The 18295-nt window shown below is 64.0% G+C and carries 18 protein-coding genes; 9 read left to right on the top strand and 9 right to left on the bottom strand.

The window, feature by feature from the left end; genetic code table 11:
* Positions 1–40: 40 nt before the first annotated feature.
* The 7 genes from C7A17_RS15065 to C7A17_RS15035 all read right to left on the bottom strand — a co-directional run bounded on the left by C7A17_RS15065 (position 41) and on the right by C7A17_RS15035 (position 8640).
* On the bottom strand, positions 41–2443 hold the full coding sequence (locus tag C7A17_RS15065; RefSeq protein WP_106738774.1) for a TonB-dependent receptor: 2403 nt from the start codon (positions 2441–2443) through the stop codon (positions 41–43).
* A 204-nt stretch (positions 2444–2647) separates the two neighbouring features.
* On the bottom strand, positions 2648–3565 hold the full coding sequence (locus tag C7A17_RS15060) for a FecR family protein (RefSeq protein WP_106738773.1): 918 nt from the start codon (positions 3563–3565) through the stop codon (positions 2648–2650).
* Complete coding sequence (locus C7A17_RS15055) at positions 3562–4065, bottom strand: RNA polymerase sigma factor (RefSeq protein WP_106738772.1); 504 nt, start codon at positions 4063–4065, stop codon at positions 3562–3564. The genes C7A17_RS15060 and C7A17_RS15055 overlap by 4 nt, the downstream gene beginning before the upstream one ends.
* A gap of 111 nt (positions 4066–4176) precedes the next feature.
* Positions 4177–4326 carry a DUF2474 domain-containing protein gene (locus C7A17_RS15050; RefSeq protein ID WP_106738771.1) on the bottom strand — a complete coding sequence of 50 codons (150 nt, stop codon included), beginning with the start codon at positions 4324–4326 and terminating at the stop codon, positions 4177–4179.
* A 211-nt stretch (positions 4327–4537) separates the two neighbouring features.
* The gene (gene cydB / locus C7A17_RS15045) at positions 4538–5545 is read right to left on the bottom strand and encodes a cytochrome d ubiquinol oxidase subunit II (RefSeq protein WP_106738770.1); all 1008 of its coding nucleotides are present in this window, start codon (positions 5543–5545) and stop codon (positions 4538–4540) included.
* Positions 5546–5547: 2 nt separating this feature from the next.
* Positions 5548–6987: a cytochrome ubiquinol oxidase subunit I gene (locus C7A17_RS15040; RefSeq protein ID WP_106738769.1), complete on the bottom strand. Its 1440-nt coding sequence runs from the start codon at positions 6985–6987 to the stop codon at positions 5548–5550.
* Between the two features lie 375 nt (positions 6988–7362).
* Positions 7363–8640: an acetyl-CoA C-acetyltransferase gene (locus C7A17_RS15035; RefSeq protein ID WP_106738768.1), complete on the bottom strand. Its 1278-nt coding sequence runs from the start codon at positions 8638–8640 to the stop codon at positions 7363–7365.
* 231 nt (positions 8641–8871) lie between these two features.
* Between C7A17_RS15035 and C7A17_RS15030 the strand changes: the two genes are divergently transcribed.
* Positions 8872–10227 carry a 3-oxoacyl-ACP reductase gene (locus C7A17_RS15030; RefSeq protein WP_106738767.1) on the top strand — a complete coding sequence of 452 codons (1356 nt, stop codon included), beginning with the start codon at positions 8872–8874 and terminating at the stop codon, positions 10225–10227.
* A gap of 38 nt (positions 10228–10265) precedes the next feature.
* Here C7A17_RS15030 and C7A17_RS15025 read toward each other — a convergent pair whose 3' ends face one another.
* Positions 10266–11258 carry an AraC family transcriptional regulator gene (locus C7A17_RS15025; protein WP_106738766.1) on the bottom strand — a complete coding sequence of 331 codons (993 nt, stop codon included), beginning with the start codon at positions 11256–11258 and terminating at the stop codon, positions 10266–10268.
* A 179-nt stretch (positions 11259–11437) separates the two neighbouring features.
* On the opposite strand from C7A17_RS15025, the gene C7A17_RS15020 reads away from it, so the two are divergent.
* From C7A17_RS15020 to C7A17_RS14995, 6 genes are all read left to right on the top strand, one after another.
* Positions 11438–12295 (top strand): MaoC family dehydratase, encoded by an 858-nt coding sequence (locus C7A17_RS15020; RefSeq protein WP_106738765.1) that lies wholly within the window; start codon positions 11438–11440, stop codon positions 12293–12295.
* Between the two features lie 246 nt (positions 12296–12541).
* Positions 12542–12847, top strand: coding sequence for a nucleotide pyrophosphohydrolase (locus C7A17_RS15015; protein ID WP_106738764.1), 306 nt, complete (start codon positions 12542–12544; stop codon positions 12845–12847).
* A complete protein-coding gene (locus tag C7A17_RS15010) occupies positions 12844–13593 on the top strand; it encodes a methyltransferase domain-containing protein (RefSeq protein WP_106738763.1) in 750 nt (249 codons plus the stop codon). Before C7A17_RS15015 ends, C7A17_RS15010 begins: the two co-directional genes overlap by 4 nt.
* An 86-nt stretch (positions 13594–13679) precedes the next feature.
* Positions 13680–14279, top strand: a complete 600-nt coding sequence (locus tag C7A17_RS15005) for a DUF4136 domain-containing protein (protein WP_106738762.1) — start codon at positions 13680–13682, stop codon at positions 14277–14279.
* Positions 14280–14311: 32 nt separating this feature from the next.
* Complete coding sequence (locus tag C7A17_RS15000; protein ID WP_394337071.1) at positions 14312–14869, top strand: DUF4136 domain-containing protein; 558 nt, start codon at positions 14312–14314, stop codon at positions 14867–14869.
* 16 nt (positions 14870–14885) lie between these two features.
* Positions 14886–15368, top strand: a complete 483-nt coding sequence (locus C7A17_RS14995) for a GNAT family N-acetyltransferase (RefSeq protein ID WP_106738761.1) — start codon at positions 14886–14888, stop codon at positions 15366–15368.
* A 6-nt stretch (positions 15369–15374) separates the two neighbouring features.
* On the opposite strand, the gene C7A17_RS14990 is transcribed toward C7A17_RS14995, so the two are convergent.
* Positions 15375–16316 carry a LysR family transcriptional regulator gene (locus C7A17_RS14990; protein WP_106738760.1) on the bottom strand — a complete coding sequence of 314 codons (942 nt, stop codon included), beginning with the start codon at positions 16314–16316 and terminating at the stop codon, positions 15375–15377.
* 106 nt (positions 16317–16422) lie between these two features.
* Between C7A17_RS14990 and C7A17_RS14985 the strand changes: the two genes are divergently transcribed.
* Together C7A17_RS14985 and C7A17_RS14980 are read left to right on the top strand one after the other, a co-directional pair.
* Positions 16423–17091, top strand: a complete 669-nt coding sequence (locus C7A17_RS14985) for an RraA family protein (RefSeq protein ID WP_106738759.1) — start codon at positions 16423–16425, stop codon at positions 17089–17091.
* Between the two features lie 131 nt (positions 17092–17222).
* Complete coding sequence (locus tag C7A17_RS14980; RefSeq protein ID WP_106738758.1) at positions 17223–18284, top strand: TRAP transporter substrate-binding protein; 1062 nt, start codon at positions 17223–17225, stop codon at positions 18282–18284.
* Positions 18285–18295 lie beyond the last annotated feature (11 nt).

The following is an 18295-nucleotide window of genomic DNA, read 5'->3' as shown; positions in this document are numbered from 1 at the left end:
CGGATCAACCGCTGGTCTGCCAAGGCAGGCCCTTTCCAGCTCAGAAGTCGACCGTTGCCGAGACCTTGAAGGTGCGCGGCGCGCCCTGGGTCAGGTAGCCGCCATTGGCCGATGCCCAGTAATTCTCGTCGGCGACGTTCTCCACCAGCGCATTGAAGGTCACGGCGCGCTCGTCCAGACGGGTTTTGTAGCGAGCGCCCAGGTCGACGCGAGTCCAGGCGGGAATGCTGTAGTCGTTGCCCGTATCAACGAACTGGCCACCAGTGCGTAGCAGCAGACCATTGAGGCTCAGCCCCGGCACACCCAGCACGTCCCAGTCGGCGCCCACGTTGAACTGGAACTCGGGTACACCAACGGCTTGGTTGCCATCGTTATAGCCACCCGTGGTGCCACGCAGTTCCGCTTCCGTCCAGGTCGCGCCTCCCAGTAGGCGCAGTCCACGGAGCGGCTCACCGAACAGGCTCAGCTCGATACCGCGGTTGCGCTGCTCGGCATCCACACCGTAATTGCCGCTGCCATCGATCACGCCTTGCGGCTGCTCAATGCGAAAGACGCTCAGGTTGCCGCCGAAACGTCCCCAGTCCAGCTTCATCCCCACCTCGGTCTGCTTGGAACGGTAAGGCGCGAACATCGTCCCACGGTTGTTGGCGGCATTCGGAGCGGTCGGCCCCTGCTGAAGCGACTCCACACGATTGGCATACAGCGACAGATACTCGGTGGGCTTGATCACCAAGCCATAGGCCGGCGTGGTGATGCTCTCCTGGTAGTTGGAAGTACGGACACCGTTGGCCGCGCTCCAGGCATCGGCACCGATGGACTGGCGACGGACGCCCAGGGTCAGCAGAACGCGGTCGTCGTAGAAGCCCAGGGTGTCGGACACTGCCAGGCTCTTGTTCTGTACCTTGGCTGTGGTGTCCGGGTGGTGCAGGTCACCGGAGGGTGGGCTGGCCGTCGGCACGGGTACAGGTAGCCCGTCATAGAGGTTGCCATAGCTCCGATTGGCGACGCTGGTGGACTGGAAAGCATTGCGCTTTTCCTGCCAGATGCCGTTGGCCGCCAGGTTGATCTTATGACTGACCGGGCCGGTCAGCAGCTCGCCGCGCAGGCCGCTGGCCACACTCAGGGTTTCCTGATCCAGCGGCGAATACAGGCGGCCGATGCGCGCCGCGCCGTCGGCACCGTACACGTAGCTGGAGGCGTACACGCCATTCTCCCGCGTGTACTTGCCGCCGCCGATGAGGTAGGCGGTCCAGGACGGAGACAGATCGTACTCGGCACTGAACATGCCATAGGTGTCTTCGAGCTGCGACCAGCTCCAGGGCTGGGCGTAGTTGTGCCTGGAGTCTGGAGCCGACGGCACCTTGCCGTTCAGCGTGGAAGTGGTGCCGGTGGTGGTCAGGTAAACCACCGAGCGCCCCTCGTTCACCCGCTGCTTCTGGTAGCCGAGATCAGCCGCCAGGCGCAGGCGCTCACCGCGATAATCCAGCCCCAGGGTGGCCAGGCTGAAACGCGAATGCTCGCCATCGATACCCGTCTCGCCCTCACGCTGGGCCAGGTTCAGGCGCGCACCGAAGCGGTTGTCCTCACCGAAACGGCGGCCGAGATCCAGGTGCCCGCCCACGCGGCTTGCATTGGCATAGTCCAGGGTGAAACTGCGGGTCGGGGTATCTTCGGCGCGCTTGGACACCACGTTGATCGCACCACCAACACCACTGCCACCAGGTGCCACACCGTTGATGAAGGCGTTGGCGCCCTTGAACACCTCAACACGCTCGACCGCCTCGGTGGAAACGATCTGCCGTGGCAGCACGCCGTACAGGCCATTGAAGGAGATGTCATCGCTGTACAGCTGAAAGCCGCGCACGACGAAGACCTGCGAGAAGTTTCCGAAACCATAAGACTGGCGTATGCCCGGATCACTGGCCAACACGTCGGCCAGGGTCTGCGCCTGACGCGTCTCGATCAGCTCGGAGGTGTAACTGGCAAAGGCGAATGGCGCGTCCTGCATGTCCTGATTGCCCAGCAGGCCGATGTTCGCACCGCGCGCCACCTGACCGCCGGCGTAGCTGCTGGGCAAGTCGCGACGGCCATCGAGCTGACCACTGACAGTGGTGGCACCCAGCTCCAGCGTATCGCCGTTGTCAGGCACAGGGATCAGAGTGACGGTTCCGTCGACGCCGACGCTGAAGGTCAGGCCGCTGCCCCGCAGCAACTGCTGTAATCCCTCGTCCACCGAGTAATCGCCTTTGAGCGCCCGACTGCTGGTTGCGCCACGGGTCAGGCTGGCGTCGTACAGCAGGCGGATGCCGGCCTGCTCGGCAAAATCAGTGAGCGCCGAATCCAGGGGTTGGGCCGGAATGTCGAGTTCGACGGCCTGCACCTGCGCGACGGCAAGGCCGAGGGAAAGCGCGATCAACGTCGGGAAGAAGGGAATCGAACGCATGCTGATGTCCTGTGCTCTGCTGGCTATTCATGCGAAGAAGTCGCATTTGCAGAAACAGAAGACGAGGGCGCAGTGCATTCCTGAACCGATGCTGCAAATATTTTTGAAAAGATTCCCGTAGCCCGGATGCAATCCGGGGATAGCCGCGCCGAAACGCCCCGGATTGCATCCGGGCTACGGGAGTGCAATCTGGAAACGACGTGGTTAGCCTTTCGAGGACACCAGCAGCACTCCCGGCAAGCGGGTCAGTTTGACTGGCAAAGCCGTTTCGATAGCACGTAGTACGGCCTGTGGATCGTTCAAGGCGAACACACCGGTCACCTTCAGCTCACGCGCCTGGCCATCGAGAAACAGTACCCGCTGCGCCTGCTGGCGCTCCAGCTCCTCGAATACCTCAGTCAGCGGGCGATCACGGAATACCAGGCGACCCCGCTGCCAGGCCAGAGCACGTGCAGCATCCAGTGGCTGCAGCGGTTGCAGGCGGCCAGCAAGCCAGGTGACCTGCTCACCAGCCTGCACGGCGCGCTCGTTACCATCGGCATCGCTGACCTGCACGTGCCCTTCGCTGACCGCCAGCATCACCTGCTCGCCCAGCAGGTTGACGTCGAAGCGCGTGCCGGTGACGCGAATGCGCGCATCGCCGGCCTCGATGATGAACGGATGGCTCGCATCGGCCGCCACCTGGAAATCCACCTGACCACGGTACAGGCGCACCCGGCGCTGGCCCTCGGCATTGGCGTTCCAATCCAGGGCGGTAGCACCATTGAGGTGAAGCAACGAGCCGTCCTCGAGCGTCACCTCACGGATTTCACCGACCTCGGTGCGCACATCGGCATGCCAGCCCGGCGGCGCCAGCCACAGGGCGAGCAGCAGGCAGGCGGCGGTCGCCAGGGGCAGCGGCCAGCGCCGCACGCGACGCGGCAGCGGCTGCACAACAGCAGCCGGTCGCTCGACATGGCCGAGCAACCCCCACAGTCGTTCCACCTCGGCCAGTGCGCTGGCGTGCTCGGCACTGATCTGACGCCAGCGCTCGGCGGCCTCGCGTTCGGCCGCACTGGCACGCCCGGAATTCAGCAACACAAGCCATTCCCGGGCCTGGCTGCGCAGGTCTGGCTCATTCATGGCTGGTCATCCATGCGTTCCTGGCAATATTCGAGGGCCTTGAGGATATAGCGTCCGGCCATACTTTCCGAGACGCCCAGGCGTTCACCGATCTCGCGCTGGGTCATGCCATCGAGGCGATTCCACAGCAACGCCTGGCGCAGGTGTTCCGGCAGCTCCTCCATCAACGCTTGCAGGCGAGCCAATCGTCGGCTGTCCTCGGTGGCACGCTCTGGTTCGGGGAGCTCGCTTTCCAGCGCCTCGTCGAGCGACGTCAGTTGCGGGCGAATCTGCTGCTGACGGTGGTGGTCGATGAGCAGGTTGCGTGCGATGCGGTAGAGAAAGGCGCGCACGTTGCCGATCTCCTCGGTCTGGCGTCCTTGCAGGCGCAGCCAGGTTTCCTGGCGCAGGTCGGCGGCGAGTTCGCTGCAACGCGTCTGCCGGGTGAAGAAACGCAACAGCTCCGACGAGTTACGCCGGAACAGCTCTTCGGGCGGCTGTGGATCGACAGGCAGGGACACGAACGGCTCTCGGTGCCGGGAAAGCACGAGAAAATATTACAAACGCAAATGATTTTCAAATATATTCACTCGACCATGCCGGCCGAGTGGAAGTCGGTTGGAGCGCCGGGCTCAGCCCGGCGTACCCAGCCCCGCCGCGCTCATGAACTGACGCAGCAGCCAGGCCACCACACCCAGGGCCGTCACGCTGCAGGCCCAAATCAGCACCAGCCAGCCCAGGCGCTGCCACAGCGGCTTTTTCTCTTGCTTGATCTTGGTCATACCGTCTATCTCAAAACCTGAGTCAAATCCTCGCGAGCTAGCGCTATGCAAGGCACAACGACCAACGGGAGTAACAGCCAAAGGCTGGCCCGAAGGGTGAGCGCCAGCGAATCAAGCAGGCGAGGACGCGGAGTGTACGAGCAGTACATGAGCAGACCGAGCCTGCTTTTAACGCTGCAGAGCCGACGCGCAGCAGGCTTTGGCCAGGTTTTCAGTGGTAGCCATCATCCTGAGTAACCTTGCCGCGGAACACGTAGTAGCTCCAGGCGGTGTACATCAGGATGAAGGGGATGATGAACAGCGCACCGACCAGCATGAAGCCCTGGCTTTGCGGTGGCGCAGCCGCGTCCCAGATACTGATCGACGGCGGGATGACGTTCGGCCACAGGCTGATGCCCAGGCCGCTGTAGCCGAGGAAGATCAGCGCCAGGGTGAGCAGGAACGGCGAGTAGTTGGCATTGTTGGCCACGGCCCGCAGCAGCGCCCAGGTGCACAGCAGCACCAGCACCGGAACCGGCATGAACCAGAACAGGTTGGGCAGGCTGAACCAGCGCTCGGCGATGTCCGGGTGCGCCAGCGGCGTCCACAGGCTGACGATACCGGTCACGGCCAACACCACGAAGATCAGCGGCCGACCGAGGTCATGCATCTGCTGCTGCAGGCGGCCTTCGGTTTTCATGATCAGCCAGGTGCAGCCGAGCAATGCATAGGCGGCGATCAGCGCCAGGCCGCAGAACACCGAGAACGGCGTCAGCCAGTCGAAGGCACCGCCGGCAAAGCTGCGATTGACCACCTCGAAGCCATCGATATAAGCACCCAGCGCCACCCCCTGGAAGAAGGTCGCGGTCAGCGAGCCGCCGATGAACGCCTTGTCCCACAGGTGACGCTTGTGCGCCTTGGCCTTGAAGCGGAACTCGAAGGCCACGCCACGGAAGATCAGCCCCAGCAGCATCAGAATCAGCGGCAGGTACAGCGCATCGAGCACCACCGCATAGGCCAGCGGAAAGGCACCGAACAGCGCCGCGCCGCCGAGCACCAGCCAGGTTTCGTTACCGTCCCAGACCGGTGCCACGGTGTTCATCATCACATCGCGCTCGCCTTCGTCCTTGACGAAGGGAAAGAGGATGCCGATGCCCAGGTCGAAACCGTCCATCACTACGTACATCATCACGCCGAAGGCAATGATCACCGCCCAGATCAGCGAAAGGTCGATACCCATGTTCAGTTCCTCTCCGGCAAGGTGTCGGTTTCGCCATCGTCCAGGCCTTCTTCGGCCGCCGACAGTGGCCGCGCAGGCGTGCGCGGCTGGCCAGGGCCACCGGACGACACTTCCTTGCCCTCATCGATCTTCGGCCCCTTGCGTACCAGGCGCATCATGTAACCGATACCGGCGCCGAACAGGGCGAAATAGACCACCACGAACAGCGCCAAGGTGACGCCCAGTTGCGCCGCGCTATGCCCGGAGGAAGCGTCGGCGGTGCGCATCAGACCGTGAATGATCCACGGCTGACGACCGATCTCGGTGGTGTACCAGCCAGCGAGGATGGCGATGATCCCACTGGGGCCCATCCACACCGCCAGGTGCAGGAACGGCCGGCAGGTGTACAGTCGGTCGCCACGGCGCAGCCAGGTGCCCCACAAACCGACGAAGATCATCATCAGGCCCATGGCGACCATCACGCGGAAGGTCCAGAACACGATAGTGGAGTTGGCGCGGTCTTCCGGCGGGAACTCCTTCAGTGCCGGCACTTGTTTATCCAGGCTGTGGGTCAGGATCAGACTGCCGAGCGCGGGAATCTCCACCTTGAAGCGGGTTTCCTCGCGCTGCATGTCCGGCCAGCCGAAGAGGATCAGCGGCGTTGGCTCGTCACCGACGTTCTCCCAGTGCCCCTCGATGGCGGCGATCTTGGCCGGCTGGTACTTGAGGGTATTGAGGCCATGCAGGTCGCCGATGAAGGCCTGTACCGGCGCTACCAGCAGGGCCATCCACAGCGCCATCGAGAGCATCTTGCGGATCGCCGGGTTGTCGCGCCCACGCAGCAGGTGCCAGGCCGCCGATGCACCGACGAAGAAGGCCGTGGCGAGGAACGCTGCCGTGGCCATGTGCGCCAGGCGATAAGGGAACGACGGGTTGAACACCACGGCGAACCAGTCCACCGGGATCACCCGGCCATCGATGATTTCGTAACCCTGTGGCGTATGCATCCAGCTGTTGGACGCCAGAATCCAGAAGGTGGAAATCAGCGTGCCGATGGCCACCATCACCGTGGAGAAGAAGTGCAGGCCCGGCCCGACACGGTTCCAACCGAACAGCATGACACCGAGGAAACCCGCTTCGAGGAAGAACGCGGTGAGCACCTCGTAGGTCAGCAGCGGTCCTGTGACCGCGCCGGCAAAGTCGGAGAAGGCGCTCCAGTTGGTACCGAACTGATAGGCCATGACCAGGCCGGAGACCACCCCCATGCCGAAGTTGACCGCGAAGATCTTCGACCAGAAGTGGTAGAGATCACGGTACAGGGTATTTCCGGTCTTCAGCCACAAGCCTTCGAGCACCGCCAGGTAGCTGGCCAGACCGATGGTGATGGCCGGGAAGACGATGTGGAAGGAAATGGTGAAGGCAAACTGGATTCGGGCGAGATCAAGCGCCTCTAGGCCGAACATGTCACATCCTCATTCAGGGTTATTTCGGCCCGAGCACGCAAAGCCGATCCATAGACTCCAGGTCTTGGAGTCAAACGAGCTGAAATTGTTCTTATGAAGTGAACCGCAGCCGAACGGCTGCCAGGTGAAGCGCGAAAAGGCGTATTGATCTGGATCAATACGCACTGAAAGACTAGCCGCTAAAGGCGCAACTGGCGCTGTGGTGATTTGCCGCGCGACAGGCCACCGCAGCGTGGCACGGCATCGAACGTGAGCGCGCCCAGTACGGCAGGAAGGCGGCCCAAAAAAAGAGCGGCCACGCATCACGCGGGCCGCTCGAATCACGGAGTTGCTTACATCGAGTAGTCGCGATGACTTGCGACCACCCGTATTGGATTACCGTTCGAGGATCGCGGTCACACCCTGACCACCTGCAGCGCAGATGGAAATCAGGCCGCGCCCCTCACCTGCCACCGAAAGCAGCTTGGCCAGGTTGGCAACGATGCGTCCACCAGTGGCCGCGAAGGGGTGGCCTGCGGCGAGCGAACTGCCCTTGACGTTCATCTTGCTGCGGTCGATGGAACCCAGTGCGTGCTCCAGCCCCAGGCGCTCCTTGCAGTAGTCGGCATCCTCCCAGGCCTTGAGCGTGCACAGCACCTGGGCGGCGAAGGCCTCGTGGATCTCGTAGTAGTCGAAATCCTGCAGGGTCAGGCCGTTGCGCGCCAGCAGACGTGGTACGGCGTACACCGGCGCCATCAGCAAACCTTCCTTGCCCTGGACGAAATCCACCGCGGCCGCCTCGCCATCGCGCAGGTAGGCCAACACCGGCAGGCCGCGCGCCATGGCCCATTCCTCGCTGGCCAGCAGCACCACCGAGGCACCATCGGTCAGCGGCGTGGAGTTGGCCGCAGTCATTGTGCCGCGCGGCCCACGCTCGAAGCAGGGTTTGAGCGTGGCGAGCTTCTCCGCGCTGATGTCCGGGCGCAGGTTCTGATCGCGGGTCAGGCCGAGGAATGGCGTCAGCAGGTCATCGTGCCAGCCTTCGGCATAGGCCGCTGCCAGCTTCTGGTGACTGGCCAGCGCCAGCTGATCCTGCTCGTCGCGCGGGATGGCCCAGCGCTGCGCCATCAGCTCGCAGTGCTCCCCCATCGACAGCCCGGTGCGCGGCTCGCCATTGCGCGGAATGTGCGGCGCCAGGTGGCGCGGACGAATCTTCAGCAGGCTCTTGATCTTGTCGCCGGTGCTCTTGCCGCGGTTGGCCTCCAGCAGAATCTGCCGAAGCCCCTCGTTGACACCGATTGGCGCATCGGAGGTGGTGTCGACACCACCCGCGATGCCGCAGTCGATCTGCCCGAGGGCGATCTTGTTGGCCACCAGAATCGCTGCCTCCAGCCCAGTGCCGCAGGCCTGCTGCAGGTCGTAGGCCGGCGTTTCCGGCGCCAGGCGCGAGCCCAGCACGCACTCGCGAGTCAGGTTGAAATCGCGCGAATGCTTGAGTACCGCACCGGCCACCACCTCACCGAGGCGCTCGCCATGCAGGTTGAAGCGCTCCACCAACCCTTCGAGGGCGCTGGTCAGCATCTCCTGGTTGCTCGCCCTGGCGTAGACGGTATTGGAACGGGCGAACGGAATACGGTTGCCGCCTACGATGGCGACCCGGCGCAACTGGGCCATGAGGACTCCTTGCTGGTCGAGAGAGCTGAAAAACCAACGACGAACTACTGCCCGTCAACCGGCTCCTAGGTATATGAGACATACACTGTAGCCTTCTGGCCGCACAGGCTAAACCTCAAACAGCCGCGAACATTGGCCGCCTTGCCGACGCGTGAGGCAACAGAGTCAATTGCGCTTTGCCGACCGCCGCGTACAGTGACACGACTTTCGATTCGCCCGCAGGAGCCTTTCATGTCCGACCGTTACCTCGCCTTCGCCAACTCGTCTACCGGCCGTCGCCTGGTCGGAGCCCTCGGCCTGCCGGCGCCGCTGCGCCTGGAACGCTGGATGGCCGGCCGGGTAAGGCCGGTGGATGGCGCCTTGCTGCTGGGCGGCGAGGGTGACCTGCTCAAGGCCGTGCAACCCTTCGCCAGCAAGCTTACCGATCAGCTGTTCGCCGCCCGTGATGGTCAACTCGACCTGCCACGCTGGACGGCCGAACATGGCCCCAAGCTCAAGGCCCTGGTCTTCGACGCCAGCCACCTGACCCGTTTCGAGCAGTTGATCGAGCTGCGTGATTTCTTTCAGCCCGCCCTCAAGGGCCTGGACAAGTGCCCACGCGTAGTCGTCCTGGGCCGCGCCCCGGAGTCACTGAAAGACCCGATCGCTGCCAGCGTGCAACGCTCGCTGGAAGGCTTCACCCGCTCGCTGGGCAAGGAAATTCGCCGCGGTGGCAGCGTGCAGTTGCTCTATGTCGGCAAGGGCGGTGATCAGCAACTGGAGGGTGCGCTGCGCTTCTTCCTCTCGCCGAAAAGCGCCTATGTCTCCGGCCAGGTGCTGCGTCTCGGTGCCTGCGGCGAACAGGTCAGGGACTGGACGCGCCCATTGGCCGGCAAGAAAGCGCTGGTCACCGGAGCCTCGCGCGGTATCGGCGCGTCCATCGCCGAAGTGCTCGCCCGTGAGGGCGCCGAGGTGGTGCTGCTCGACGTGCCTCCCGCTGCCGATGCCTTGCAAGCCCTGGCCGCGCGCCTGGGTGGACGTGCCGTGACCCTGGATATCTGCGCCGACGATGCGCCGCAGCGCCTGGTCGAAGCCCTGCCTGATGGCCTCGACATCGTCGTGCACAACGCCGGCATCACCCGCGACAAGACCCTGGCGAAGATGAGCGATGCATTCTGGAATTCGGTGATCGACGTCAACCTCAAGGCCCCGCAGGTACTGACCCAGGCGCTGCTCGACGCCGACAAGCTGCACGACAACGGTCGTGTGGTACTGATCGCCTCGATCAGCGGCATCGCCGGCAACATGGGCCAGACCAACTACGCGGTGAGCAAGGCCGGCGTGATCGGCCTGGCCCAGGCCTGGGCACCGGCCCTGGCGAAGAAAGGCATCAGCATCAACGCCGTGGCGCCCGGTTTCATCGAAACCCAGATGACCGCCGCCATTCCGCTGGGCATCCGCGAAGCCGGCCGGCGCATGAACTCGATGAGCCAGGGCGGCCTGCCGCAAGACGTCGCTGAGGCCGTGGCCTGGTTCGCCCAGCCCGGCTCGGGTGCGGTGACCGCACAGGTGCTGCGCGTGTGTGGACAGAGCCTGCTGGGCGCCTGAGGCAGCGGAGCTGGTGGGCTAAAGCCCACCGAATCGGCTCACGTTTTACCGCGCTTGCGAAACTCCACCGGCGTTTCCCCGACCCAGCGCTTGAACGCGCGGTAGAAGGTGCTCGGCTCGGAGAAGCCGGTGCGCTCGACGATCACTTCGATGCGCTCGTCGGTCTTGAGCAGCAGTTCCTTGGCCAGGCGGCAGCGGTAGTCGGTGATCAGATCATTGAAGCGCACACCGGCCATGGCCAGGCGTTCACGCAGGCGCCGCGCCGGCATGTTGAGACGGCCGGCGACCTGCTCCAGGGTCGCACCGCCATCGACCAGCAACTCGGCGATCAGCTCACGTACCTGGCGCACCAGATCCAGTCGCTCGACCTCGGCCAGTTGCCGCCGTGCCAGTGACTCGTGCATACGCAGCAGTTCCGGCGCAGCATGTCGCGACGGTTTTTCCAGCACAGCGGCATCGAAAATCAGCACATACGCATCGGCGCCGAGGCGCACTGGGCAGCCATAAACAGCCTGGTAGCGTTCCGCAGAGGCGCCCTCTTCGTGCATGAATTGCACTTCCAGCGGCGTGAACTCGCCTTCGGTCAGCGCCGAGAACAGGCGAATCACCGCACCAGCCAGCATTTCGGGGAAATGCCGTGGTGTACCGGGCGACAGCCCGAGCGAGAGCACCGCTCGCTCACCGTCGACATCCAGGCGCGCATTGAGCGTATCGGAGAGCAGGCGCACGTAGCGCAAGGCATGGCGCAGGCCGGCGCCAAAGGTCTCGCTGGAGAGAAACAGATATTCCAGCAGCAGGCCATGGAAGGGTGGCAGGTGCTGGGCCAGAAACAGCCCGACATGCTCCTCGCCGCATTCTTCGCTGGCGGCCTTCCAGAACGCTGCCTGGGCGGCATGAGGAAAGCGGCCAGCCGGCAGCCCGCCAGGTGGCAGGCCAACACGCGCCAGCACACGGTCAGGGTCGGCACCGCTGGCACGCAAGGCATCGATTACCGGGCGCATCAGCGCCACATCGTCGGTCAGATCACGCATGTTTTCCGCTGTTGTTGTTATTCGTGAACCGCGCCATCTTAGGGGCTGCGGGCTACCGCGCGCAAACCGGCGCGGCAGACGGATTGACTGGCTTGCCACGAAGCCAGGCAATACAGCCAATGCATGCACAGGCCCGGACGCTAAGCTGCTGCCATCTATATTCTTACCGAGGAGTGTTCATGGCCACCGAATGGCTCGACCTCAATGCCCCACCGGCCCTGCCCGGCCTGTTTCTGCGCGCGGCGCTGCGGCGCAAGGTGACCGGCCGCCAGCTGCCGAACCTGGGCCTGCGTTGCCGGGTGGAGGTCGACCCCAGGCATCTGCAGCGCTACCGGCAGATCTGCGCCATCGCCGATAGCGCCTACCTGCCACCGGTCTATCCACACATCCTGGCCTTCGGCCTGCAGATGAAACTGCTCACCGACCGCCGTTTTCCCTTCCCGTTGCTGGGCCTGGTGCACCTGGAGAATCGTATCCGCGTGTTGCGCCCGCTCGGCGGTTTGGGCCCCTTCCAGATCAGCGTACAGGTGACCGATCTGCAACCCCACGACAAGGGCGCCACCTTCAGCCTGATCACCCGCCTGGAAGATCAGCTCGGTCTCCTCTGGGAAGGTGACAGCCGCATCCTCTGCCGTGCCCTGCGCCTCGACGGCCAGCCACAACCACGTGCCGAACGGCAGCCACTGCAACTGACGTCACTGGCCGACTGGGCGGCCCCTGCCAATACCGGCCGCCGTTACGCTCGCGTGGCTGGCGACTACAACCCCATTCACCTTTACGCCGTGACCGCACGCTTGTTCGGCTTCCCCCGAGCCATCGCCCATGGTCTGTGGAACAAGGCGCGCAGCCTTGCCGCGCTGCACGCGCACCTTCCACAGGCGGGTTACGAGGTGGAGGTACGTTTCCAGAAACCGGTACTGCTGCCGACCCATGTCGCCCTGCAGGCCAGCGAGCCGGCGACGAGCGGGCAGTTTCGCCTGATCGGCGAGAACGACACGCCGCATATGGCCGGGAGCTGGCAGCCGTTGGAAGCCTGATTTGCACGGTCTGCCCCCTCTCCCATTCATGGGAGAGGGCTGGGGAGAGGGTGGCTCAGGCGGCTCCGGTGTTATCGGACAGCCCTCTCCCCCGCCCCCTCGGCTTTAGCGTCCTGCGTCGCCCTACCTCCTGCATCCATGCAGTCGTCTCCCGCAAGCGGGAGAGGGGAGACAATCCGAAGTAAAGCGCAGCTTGCAGCGCGCCTCGTTCACGCCGAAGCTATGCGGCTCGAAAGGAGCCGCACCATGAACATCGCCGAACTCACCGCCCGCATGCATGCCATTCGCGATCACAACGATTGGCGCCGTTACCAGAGCCCGAAGAATCTGGCCATGGCCGCCAGCGTGGAAATGGCCGAGCTGGTGGAAATCTTCCAGTGGCTGAGCGAAGAGCAGTCCCGCCAGTTGCCTCCGGAGCAGCTCGCCCACGCGGGGCAGGAAGTGGCCGACGTGGTGCTCTATCTCGTGCAGCTGTGCAGTGAACTGGGCATCGACATGAACCAGGCGGTGCTCGACAAACTCGCCGACAACGAACGACGTTTCCTCAAATGAGCGATCGCCATTTCGACGAGCTGGCGACCCGTTTCGCCGAGAAGATCTATGGCGGCGCCAAAGGCGCCATCCGCCTCGCTGTGTTGCAGGCCGACCTGGCCGAAGCGCTGCCGGATCGCCCGCTGCGCGTGCTCGATGTCGGTGCCGGCCTCGGCCATATGAGCCTGTGGCTGGCCCAGCGCGGCCACGACATAACGCTCACCGAACCCGCCGCGCCGATGCTTGAAGGTGCACGCCAACGCTTCGCCGAAGCCGGCCAGCTCGCCACCTTCATCCAGGCGCCCTGGCAGGAACTACTCGGTCAACTGCAGCAGCCCTTCGATCTGGTGCTCTGTCACGCCGTGTTGGAGTGGCTGGCCGAGCCGGCTGCGATCCTGCCGGTACTGCACCAGCTGACAACGCAGGACGGCTGGCTGTCGCTGGCCTTCTACAACAAGGACGCACTGATCTACCGCAACCTGCTCAAGGGGCACTTTCGCAAACTGCGCAAGGAACACTTCGCCGGCGAGAAGCAGAGCCTGACCCCACAGCAGCCGGTCGACCCACGCGAACTGGGCACGCAACTAGACGCGTACTGGCAGGTCGAAAGCCGTAGCGGCGTGCGCGTATTCCACGACTACATGCCGCATGAATTCCAGGCCAAAGCCGAACTGATCGACTTGCTGGAGATGGAGCTGGCCCACCGTCGCCACCCCAGCTTCGCGGGCCTCGGCCGCTACCTGCACTGGATCTGCCGGCCACGCTGAAAGCGCTGCGGGCGCGTTGGACGAAGCCTGCAGTCAGGCGTAGCCTGAGCCTATCGGGAATGTCGCGCGCGACCACGGAGACGACCATGCGCACCGCCATCGCCTTACTCACGCTGCCACTGCTGGTGGCCTGTCAAAGCCAGAACCCCTACCAGGCCGAGTCGCTGCCGATGCCGCCAGCACCCGCTGCCGCGGCCACCACCTTCGATCGCAGCGCCTATCCGGCAGCGCCACGTGACTATGGCCGCTATCGCAGTTGGAGCTGGGAGGGTGGACGTCCGCCCAGCGGCGCGTCCTGGGCCGGAGGTGAACAACTGGCCGATAGCGTCAGCGCCGGCCTCGACCAGTATGGCTTGCGCCCCGCCCTCAATGGCCCCGGCGATCTGCTGGTCAGCGCCCGCATCAGCCAGGAAACCCGTTTGCGTCAGTATCAGGACAACATCGGCGGCTACTATGGCGCCGGCAGCCACTGGGATCGCCGTTACGGCGCCTGGGGTGGCGTGCCGGTGGTGCGCACCTATGAACAGAAGGTGGCCGTGGTACGCATCGACCTGATCGACCCACAAGACCGCCAGGTGGTCTGGTCCGGCAGCGGCGAGGCTGTCGCCGGCAAGAATCAGTCAGCCCAGGCCGACGCCATACGAGTCGCCATACGCGCAGCGTTGGACGGCTACCCTCCCTATTGATCCCCGCCATGCGTTCACTGCCACTGGAGCCCATCATGCGTGCCCTGCCCTACCTGTTCCTCACCTTGCTGCTGAGTGGTTGCGCCAGCGTCAGTCTGGAGCGCGACTTCGACCCCAGCCGTGATTTTGCCGCCTACCGCACCTGGAGCTGGATGGATGACAAGCTCGCCTACCAACCAGACGATGCCCGTCTCAAGAGCGACATCACCGAAGCCCGTATCAGCCAGGCAGTCGCCGAACAGCTCGACCAGCGCGGCCTGCGCCAGGCAACCGATGGCAAGGGCGACCTCAAGGTTCAGAGCGTACTGATCGTCGACGAGCGCCAGGATCAGATCACCACCCAATACGGCGGTGGCTGGGGAGGTTACTGGGGCGGCTACTGGGGTGGCCCGGCCTTCACCGAAACGCGCCGTGTGGACTACAAGGTCGCGACCCTGCAGATCGATCTCTACGACGCCAAGGATGGCAAACTGGTCTGGCGCGGCAGCGGCGAACAGATCATGCGTAGCCAGCCACCAACCCCAGCCGAACGTGAGCGGGCGATCCGCGAAACCGTCAGCCAAGTTCTCTCGCAGTATCCACCCCGCTGATCAAGGATCGCACCGTTTGAACTCCCCACTGCAACACCGCCCGGCCACTGCCGCCGACCTCGGCGACGTGGTCGGTTTCCCGCAGAACGTCGATGAACTGTTCTTCTGCTACCCCAAGGCCATCTGGCCCCTGAACGTCGGCCAGCTCGCGGCTGCCATGGCTGAACGCCGCGAAAGCACCGTCGTCGAGAGCGCCGGCAAGGTCGCCGGTTTCGCCAACTTCTACCAGTGGCAGCACGGCGAGTTCTGCGCCCTGGGTAACCTGATGGTGGCGCCCTGGGCACGTAGCCAGGGCGTGGCTCAGTTTCTGGTCGAAGCCATGGAAACGATCGCACGCGAACGCTACAAGGCCCCGCTGATGAAGGTCTCCTGCTTCAATGCCAACGCTGGTGGCCTGCTGCTCTACACGCGCATGGGCTACCGCACCGCCGGCATCGTCGAACGCCGCGCCCCGGATGGCAGCCGCGTAGCCCTGGTGCAGTTGGAAAAGCCCCTGTAGCCGCGCTCAGTCCTCAGCGAGCAAAGGCGGCGCCAGCTCCGGCTCTTCCATGTTTTCCAGAAAATGCAGGCGAAACAACGTCTGCCGGGCAATGGATACCAGCGCATCGAGCTGCATGTCCGGCGTTTCCGTCATGTAGGACACGCAGAAACGCGCCGGTGCAATCGGTGGCTCGCACGGCAACGTGCGCAGCAGGTTGAGCGCCAGCATCTCGCGGATCAGCGGCACCGGCAGGATGCCGATGGCGTGGCCGGCGGAGACCAGCTTGGCCATCAGCCCCAGGGAGTTGCTGGTGTGGAAGGCTTCCGAGCTGGCGTTACCGCTCTTCAACCAGCTCTCGACCACCGAGTACAAGGTCGATGGTGCCGAGTGAGTGACGATCGGATGGCCACTGGCGTGCTCGGGTAAAAACGGGTTGGCCGTGATGTCGAACTGCGGCGAAGCGACCCACTGGAAGGTCATCCAGCCGATGAAGATGTCGGTGACGTCCTCACGGGTCGCCGGGTTGGTCAGTAGCGCCAGATCCAGTTCGTGGTCGTTGAGCTTGCGATTGAGCACTGCACCGACGTCGATGGTGATTTCCAGGGTGATCTCCGGGAAATGCGCCTTGATCTCGGCGATAACCGCCGTAAGACCGACCATCGCCGAACACTCGTCGGCCCCCAGGCGCAGGCGGCGATGCTGCTTCTGCTTGGCAGCGAACTGTTCCAGCTTGGTGCTGTTGTTCAACACCAGCTCGGCATGGCGCAGGGCGATGTGGCCGTCGGGAGTAAGAGTCATGCGCTGCTTGCTGCGGTCGAACAATTTGACGTCGAGCAGCGACTCCATTTCACGGATACGTGAAGAGATGGCCGGTTGGGTCAGATGCAGGTGGCGCGAGGCGGCATGAACACCCCCTAGCCGTGCCGTCCAGTAGAAGGCTTCGATCTGCATCAGGGTAATACGCATGATAAAAATCGCCCTCTGTTCTGGTCGCCCGTTTTTATTATCGTCACAAAAACAGGCTTGTTAGCATCCGGTTCAACCTCTCGGATGAAGCGGACAAGTACAACGCATGTACATCATTGAAGCCTTGCCAGAACCGATCGAGCAGAACGTGCTGGACGTGCTTGCCGGTGCAGAACCGGCCACCATCGGCCACTTCATCACCACCGGCATATTGAACCCGCGCATCCGCGCGCACTTCAAGAATCTGCGCTGCGTAGGCACCGCCGTGACGGTGAAGATGCCCGGCGCGGACGGCGGCATCTTACATTACGCGATGGGCTGCGCCAGACCTGGCGACTTCCTGATCGTCGATCGCTGCGGCGAGAGCGTGACCGCCGCCATGGGCGGTGCGATGGCCTACGCGGCCAAGCAGGCCGGCATCGCCGGGATCGTTATCGATGGCTACGTCACCGACCTCGGCGAGCTTCGCGATCATGGCGTACCGATCTGGTCGTGGGGCGCCAGCGCCATCACCACGCGGGTGAAAGGTGAGGAAGGCGAGTTCTGCACCCCGGTGCAATGCGGTGGTGTCGTGGTGCATCCAGGCGATGCGGTGATCGCAGACGAGAACGGCATCGTCATCCTGCCTCTGGCCCTGGCCCTGCCGCTGGCGCAGCGCGCCATCGACTTCCAGAACAACGAAAAGCACACCCTGGCACGGCTCGCCAATGGCGAGAAATTTCCCGATATCGTAGGCTCTCGCGCCGTCATCGACGCCGCCATCCAGCCGCGCTGACACTCGCGCAACACGAATACCGCGCCACTGGCGCCGCAACACCTGCCAGGCCAGGCGACACGAAAACAATACTGGCCAAGGACATCGTCAGGTTTCTGCCTCGTAGCTCCAAAAATAACAAAAGGACTACCATGAAACTGCAGTTGCTCCACGGAGTGGTTCTCGCCGTGCTCGCCTGTGCGTTCGCCGCCAGCAGCCCGGCAGAGGAGCACTCAACGCTTCAGCTCAATGTCATCGGTGGCGGCAGCCACAACTACAGCTTCCGCGCGGTCGAGCGACCATTCTGGAGCCAGACGCTGCCAGCCAGCTCCGGCGGCAGAATCACCGCCCGCCTGCGTGGCCTCTCGGAAACCGGCCTCAAGGGCCCGGAGATGGTGCGCCTGCTGCGCTCCGGCGCAGTAGAAGTCGGCATGGGCGTGTTCGCCTTCGTCGCCGGTGACGACCCCGCCTTCGAAGGCATCGACCTTCCCGGCATGGCCGGCGACATCGACACCGCCCGGCGTATTGCCGATGCCTACAAGCCGGTGTTGCAGCAACGCATGGCCGAGCGCCACGGCGTCAAGCTGCTGGCCACCGTGCCCTATACCGCCCAGGTGTTCTTCTGCCGCGATGCCGTCGACGCGCTCGACGACCTGCGCGGACGCAAGGTGCGCGTACGCGGCCGCAACATGGCCGATCTGGTCGCCGCGCTAGGCGCTTCACCGATTACCCTGCCGTTCGCCGAAGTGGTCACCGCCATGCAGACCGGCGTCATCGACTGCGCGGTGACCGGCATCGGCTCGGGCAATGCCGCCAAGTGGTACGAAGTGGCCAACCACCTCTACAACCTGCCAGTGGACTGGTCGCTCGGTTTCTACGGCATCGGCCTCAAGCGCTGGAAACAATTGCCAGAGGCGACCCAGCAGTTGCTGCTGGAGCAGGCGCAAGTGCTGGAAGACGCCCTGTGGCAGGAAACCGCGCGCGAGAACCGCTATGCCCTGGCTTGCAACACCGGTGTCGGCGACTGTCAGATCCATCGCCCCGCACAGATGCAGGCCAATGCACCGAGTGCAGAGGAAAGACAACGCCTGCACGAGGCCGTGATGAAGATCGCCGAAACCTGGGGCAAGCGCTGCGGCACGGACTGCGTGGAACGCTGGAACGCCACGGTCGGCAAGGCCATCGGTACCCATCTGAGCACCAGCGGCAGCTGAACGGGGGAAAG

It is taken from the genome of Pseudomonas mendocina (assembly GCF_003008615.1).
Taxonomy (GTDB): Bacteria; Pseudomonadota; Gammaproteobacteria; order Pseudomonadales; family Pseudomonadaceae; genus Aquipseudomonas; species Aquipseudomonas mendocina_C.
Note: the sequence above shows the minus strand (reverse complement) of the source record. Positions and strands in the feature narration are given on the sequence as shown.

Excerpts from the sequence above, each read along its gene's own strand:
- C7A17_RS15015 (WP_106738764.1), top strand. The coding sequence starts at position 12,542 with ATGAACATCGCCGAACTCACCGCCCGCATGCATGCCATTCGCGATCAC.
- C7A17_RS15030 (WP_106738767.1), top strand. The coding sequence starts at position 8,872 with ATGTCCGACCGTTACCTCGCCTTCGCCAACTCGTCTACCGGCCGTCGC.
- C7A17_RS14980 (WP_106738758.1), top strand. The coding sequence starts at position 17,223 with ATGAAACTGCAGTTGCTCCACGGAGTGGTTCTCGCCGTGCTCGCCTGT.
- C7A17_RS14985 (WP_106738759.1), top strand. The coding sequence starts at position 16,423 with ATGTACATCATTGAAGCCTTGCCAGAACCGATCGAGCAGAACGTGCTG.
- C7A17_RS15035 (WP_106738768.1), bottom strand. The coding sequence starts at position 8,640 with ATGGCCCAGTTGCGCCGGGTCGCCATCGTAGGCGGCAACCGTATTCCG.
- C7A17_RS15050 (WP_106738771.1), bottom strand. The coding sequence starts at position 4,326 with ATGACCAAGATCAAGCAAGAGAAAAAGCCGCTGTGGCAGCGCCTGGGC.
- C7A17_RS14990 (WP_106738760.1), bottom strand. The coding sequence starts at position 16,316 with ATGCGTATTACCCTGATGCAGATCGAAGCCTTCTACTGGACGGCACGG.
- cydB (WP_106738770.1), bottom strand. The coding sequence starts at position 5,545 with ATGGGTATCGACCTTTCGCTGATCTGGGCGGTGATCATTGCCTTCGGC.
- C7A17_RS15010 (WP_106738763.1), top strand. The coding sequence starts at position 12,844 with ATGAGCGATCGCCATTTCGACGAGCTGGCGACCCGTTTCGCCGAGAAG.
- C7A17_RS15040 (WP_106738769.1), bottom strand. The coding sequence starts at position 6,987 with ATGTTCGGCCTAGAGGCGCTTGATCTCGCCCGAATCCAGTTTGCCTTC.
- C7A17_RS15025 (WP_106738766.1), bottom strand. The coding sequence starts at position 11,258 with ATGCGTGATCTGACCGACGATGTGGCGCTGATGCGCCCGGTAATCGAT.
- C7A17_RS15060 (WP_106738773.1), bottom strand. The coding sequence starts at position 3,565 with ATGAATGAGCCAGACCTGCGCAGCCAGGCCCGGGAATGGCTTGTGTTG.
- C7A17_RS15065 (WP_106738774.1), bottom strand. The coding sequence starts at position 2,443 with ATGCGTTCGATTCCCTTCTTCCCGACGTTGATCGCGCTTTCCCTCGGC.
- C7A17_RS15020 (WP_106738765.1), top strand. The coding sequence starts at position 11,438 with ATGGCCACCGAATGGCTCGACCTCAATGCCCCACCGGCCCTGCCCGGC.
- C7A17_RS15005 (WP_106738762.1), top strand. The coding sequence starts at position 13,680 with ATGCGCACCGCCATCGCCTTACTCACGCTGCCACTGCTGGTGGCCTGT.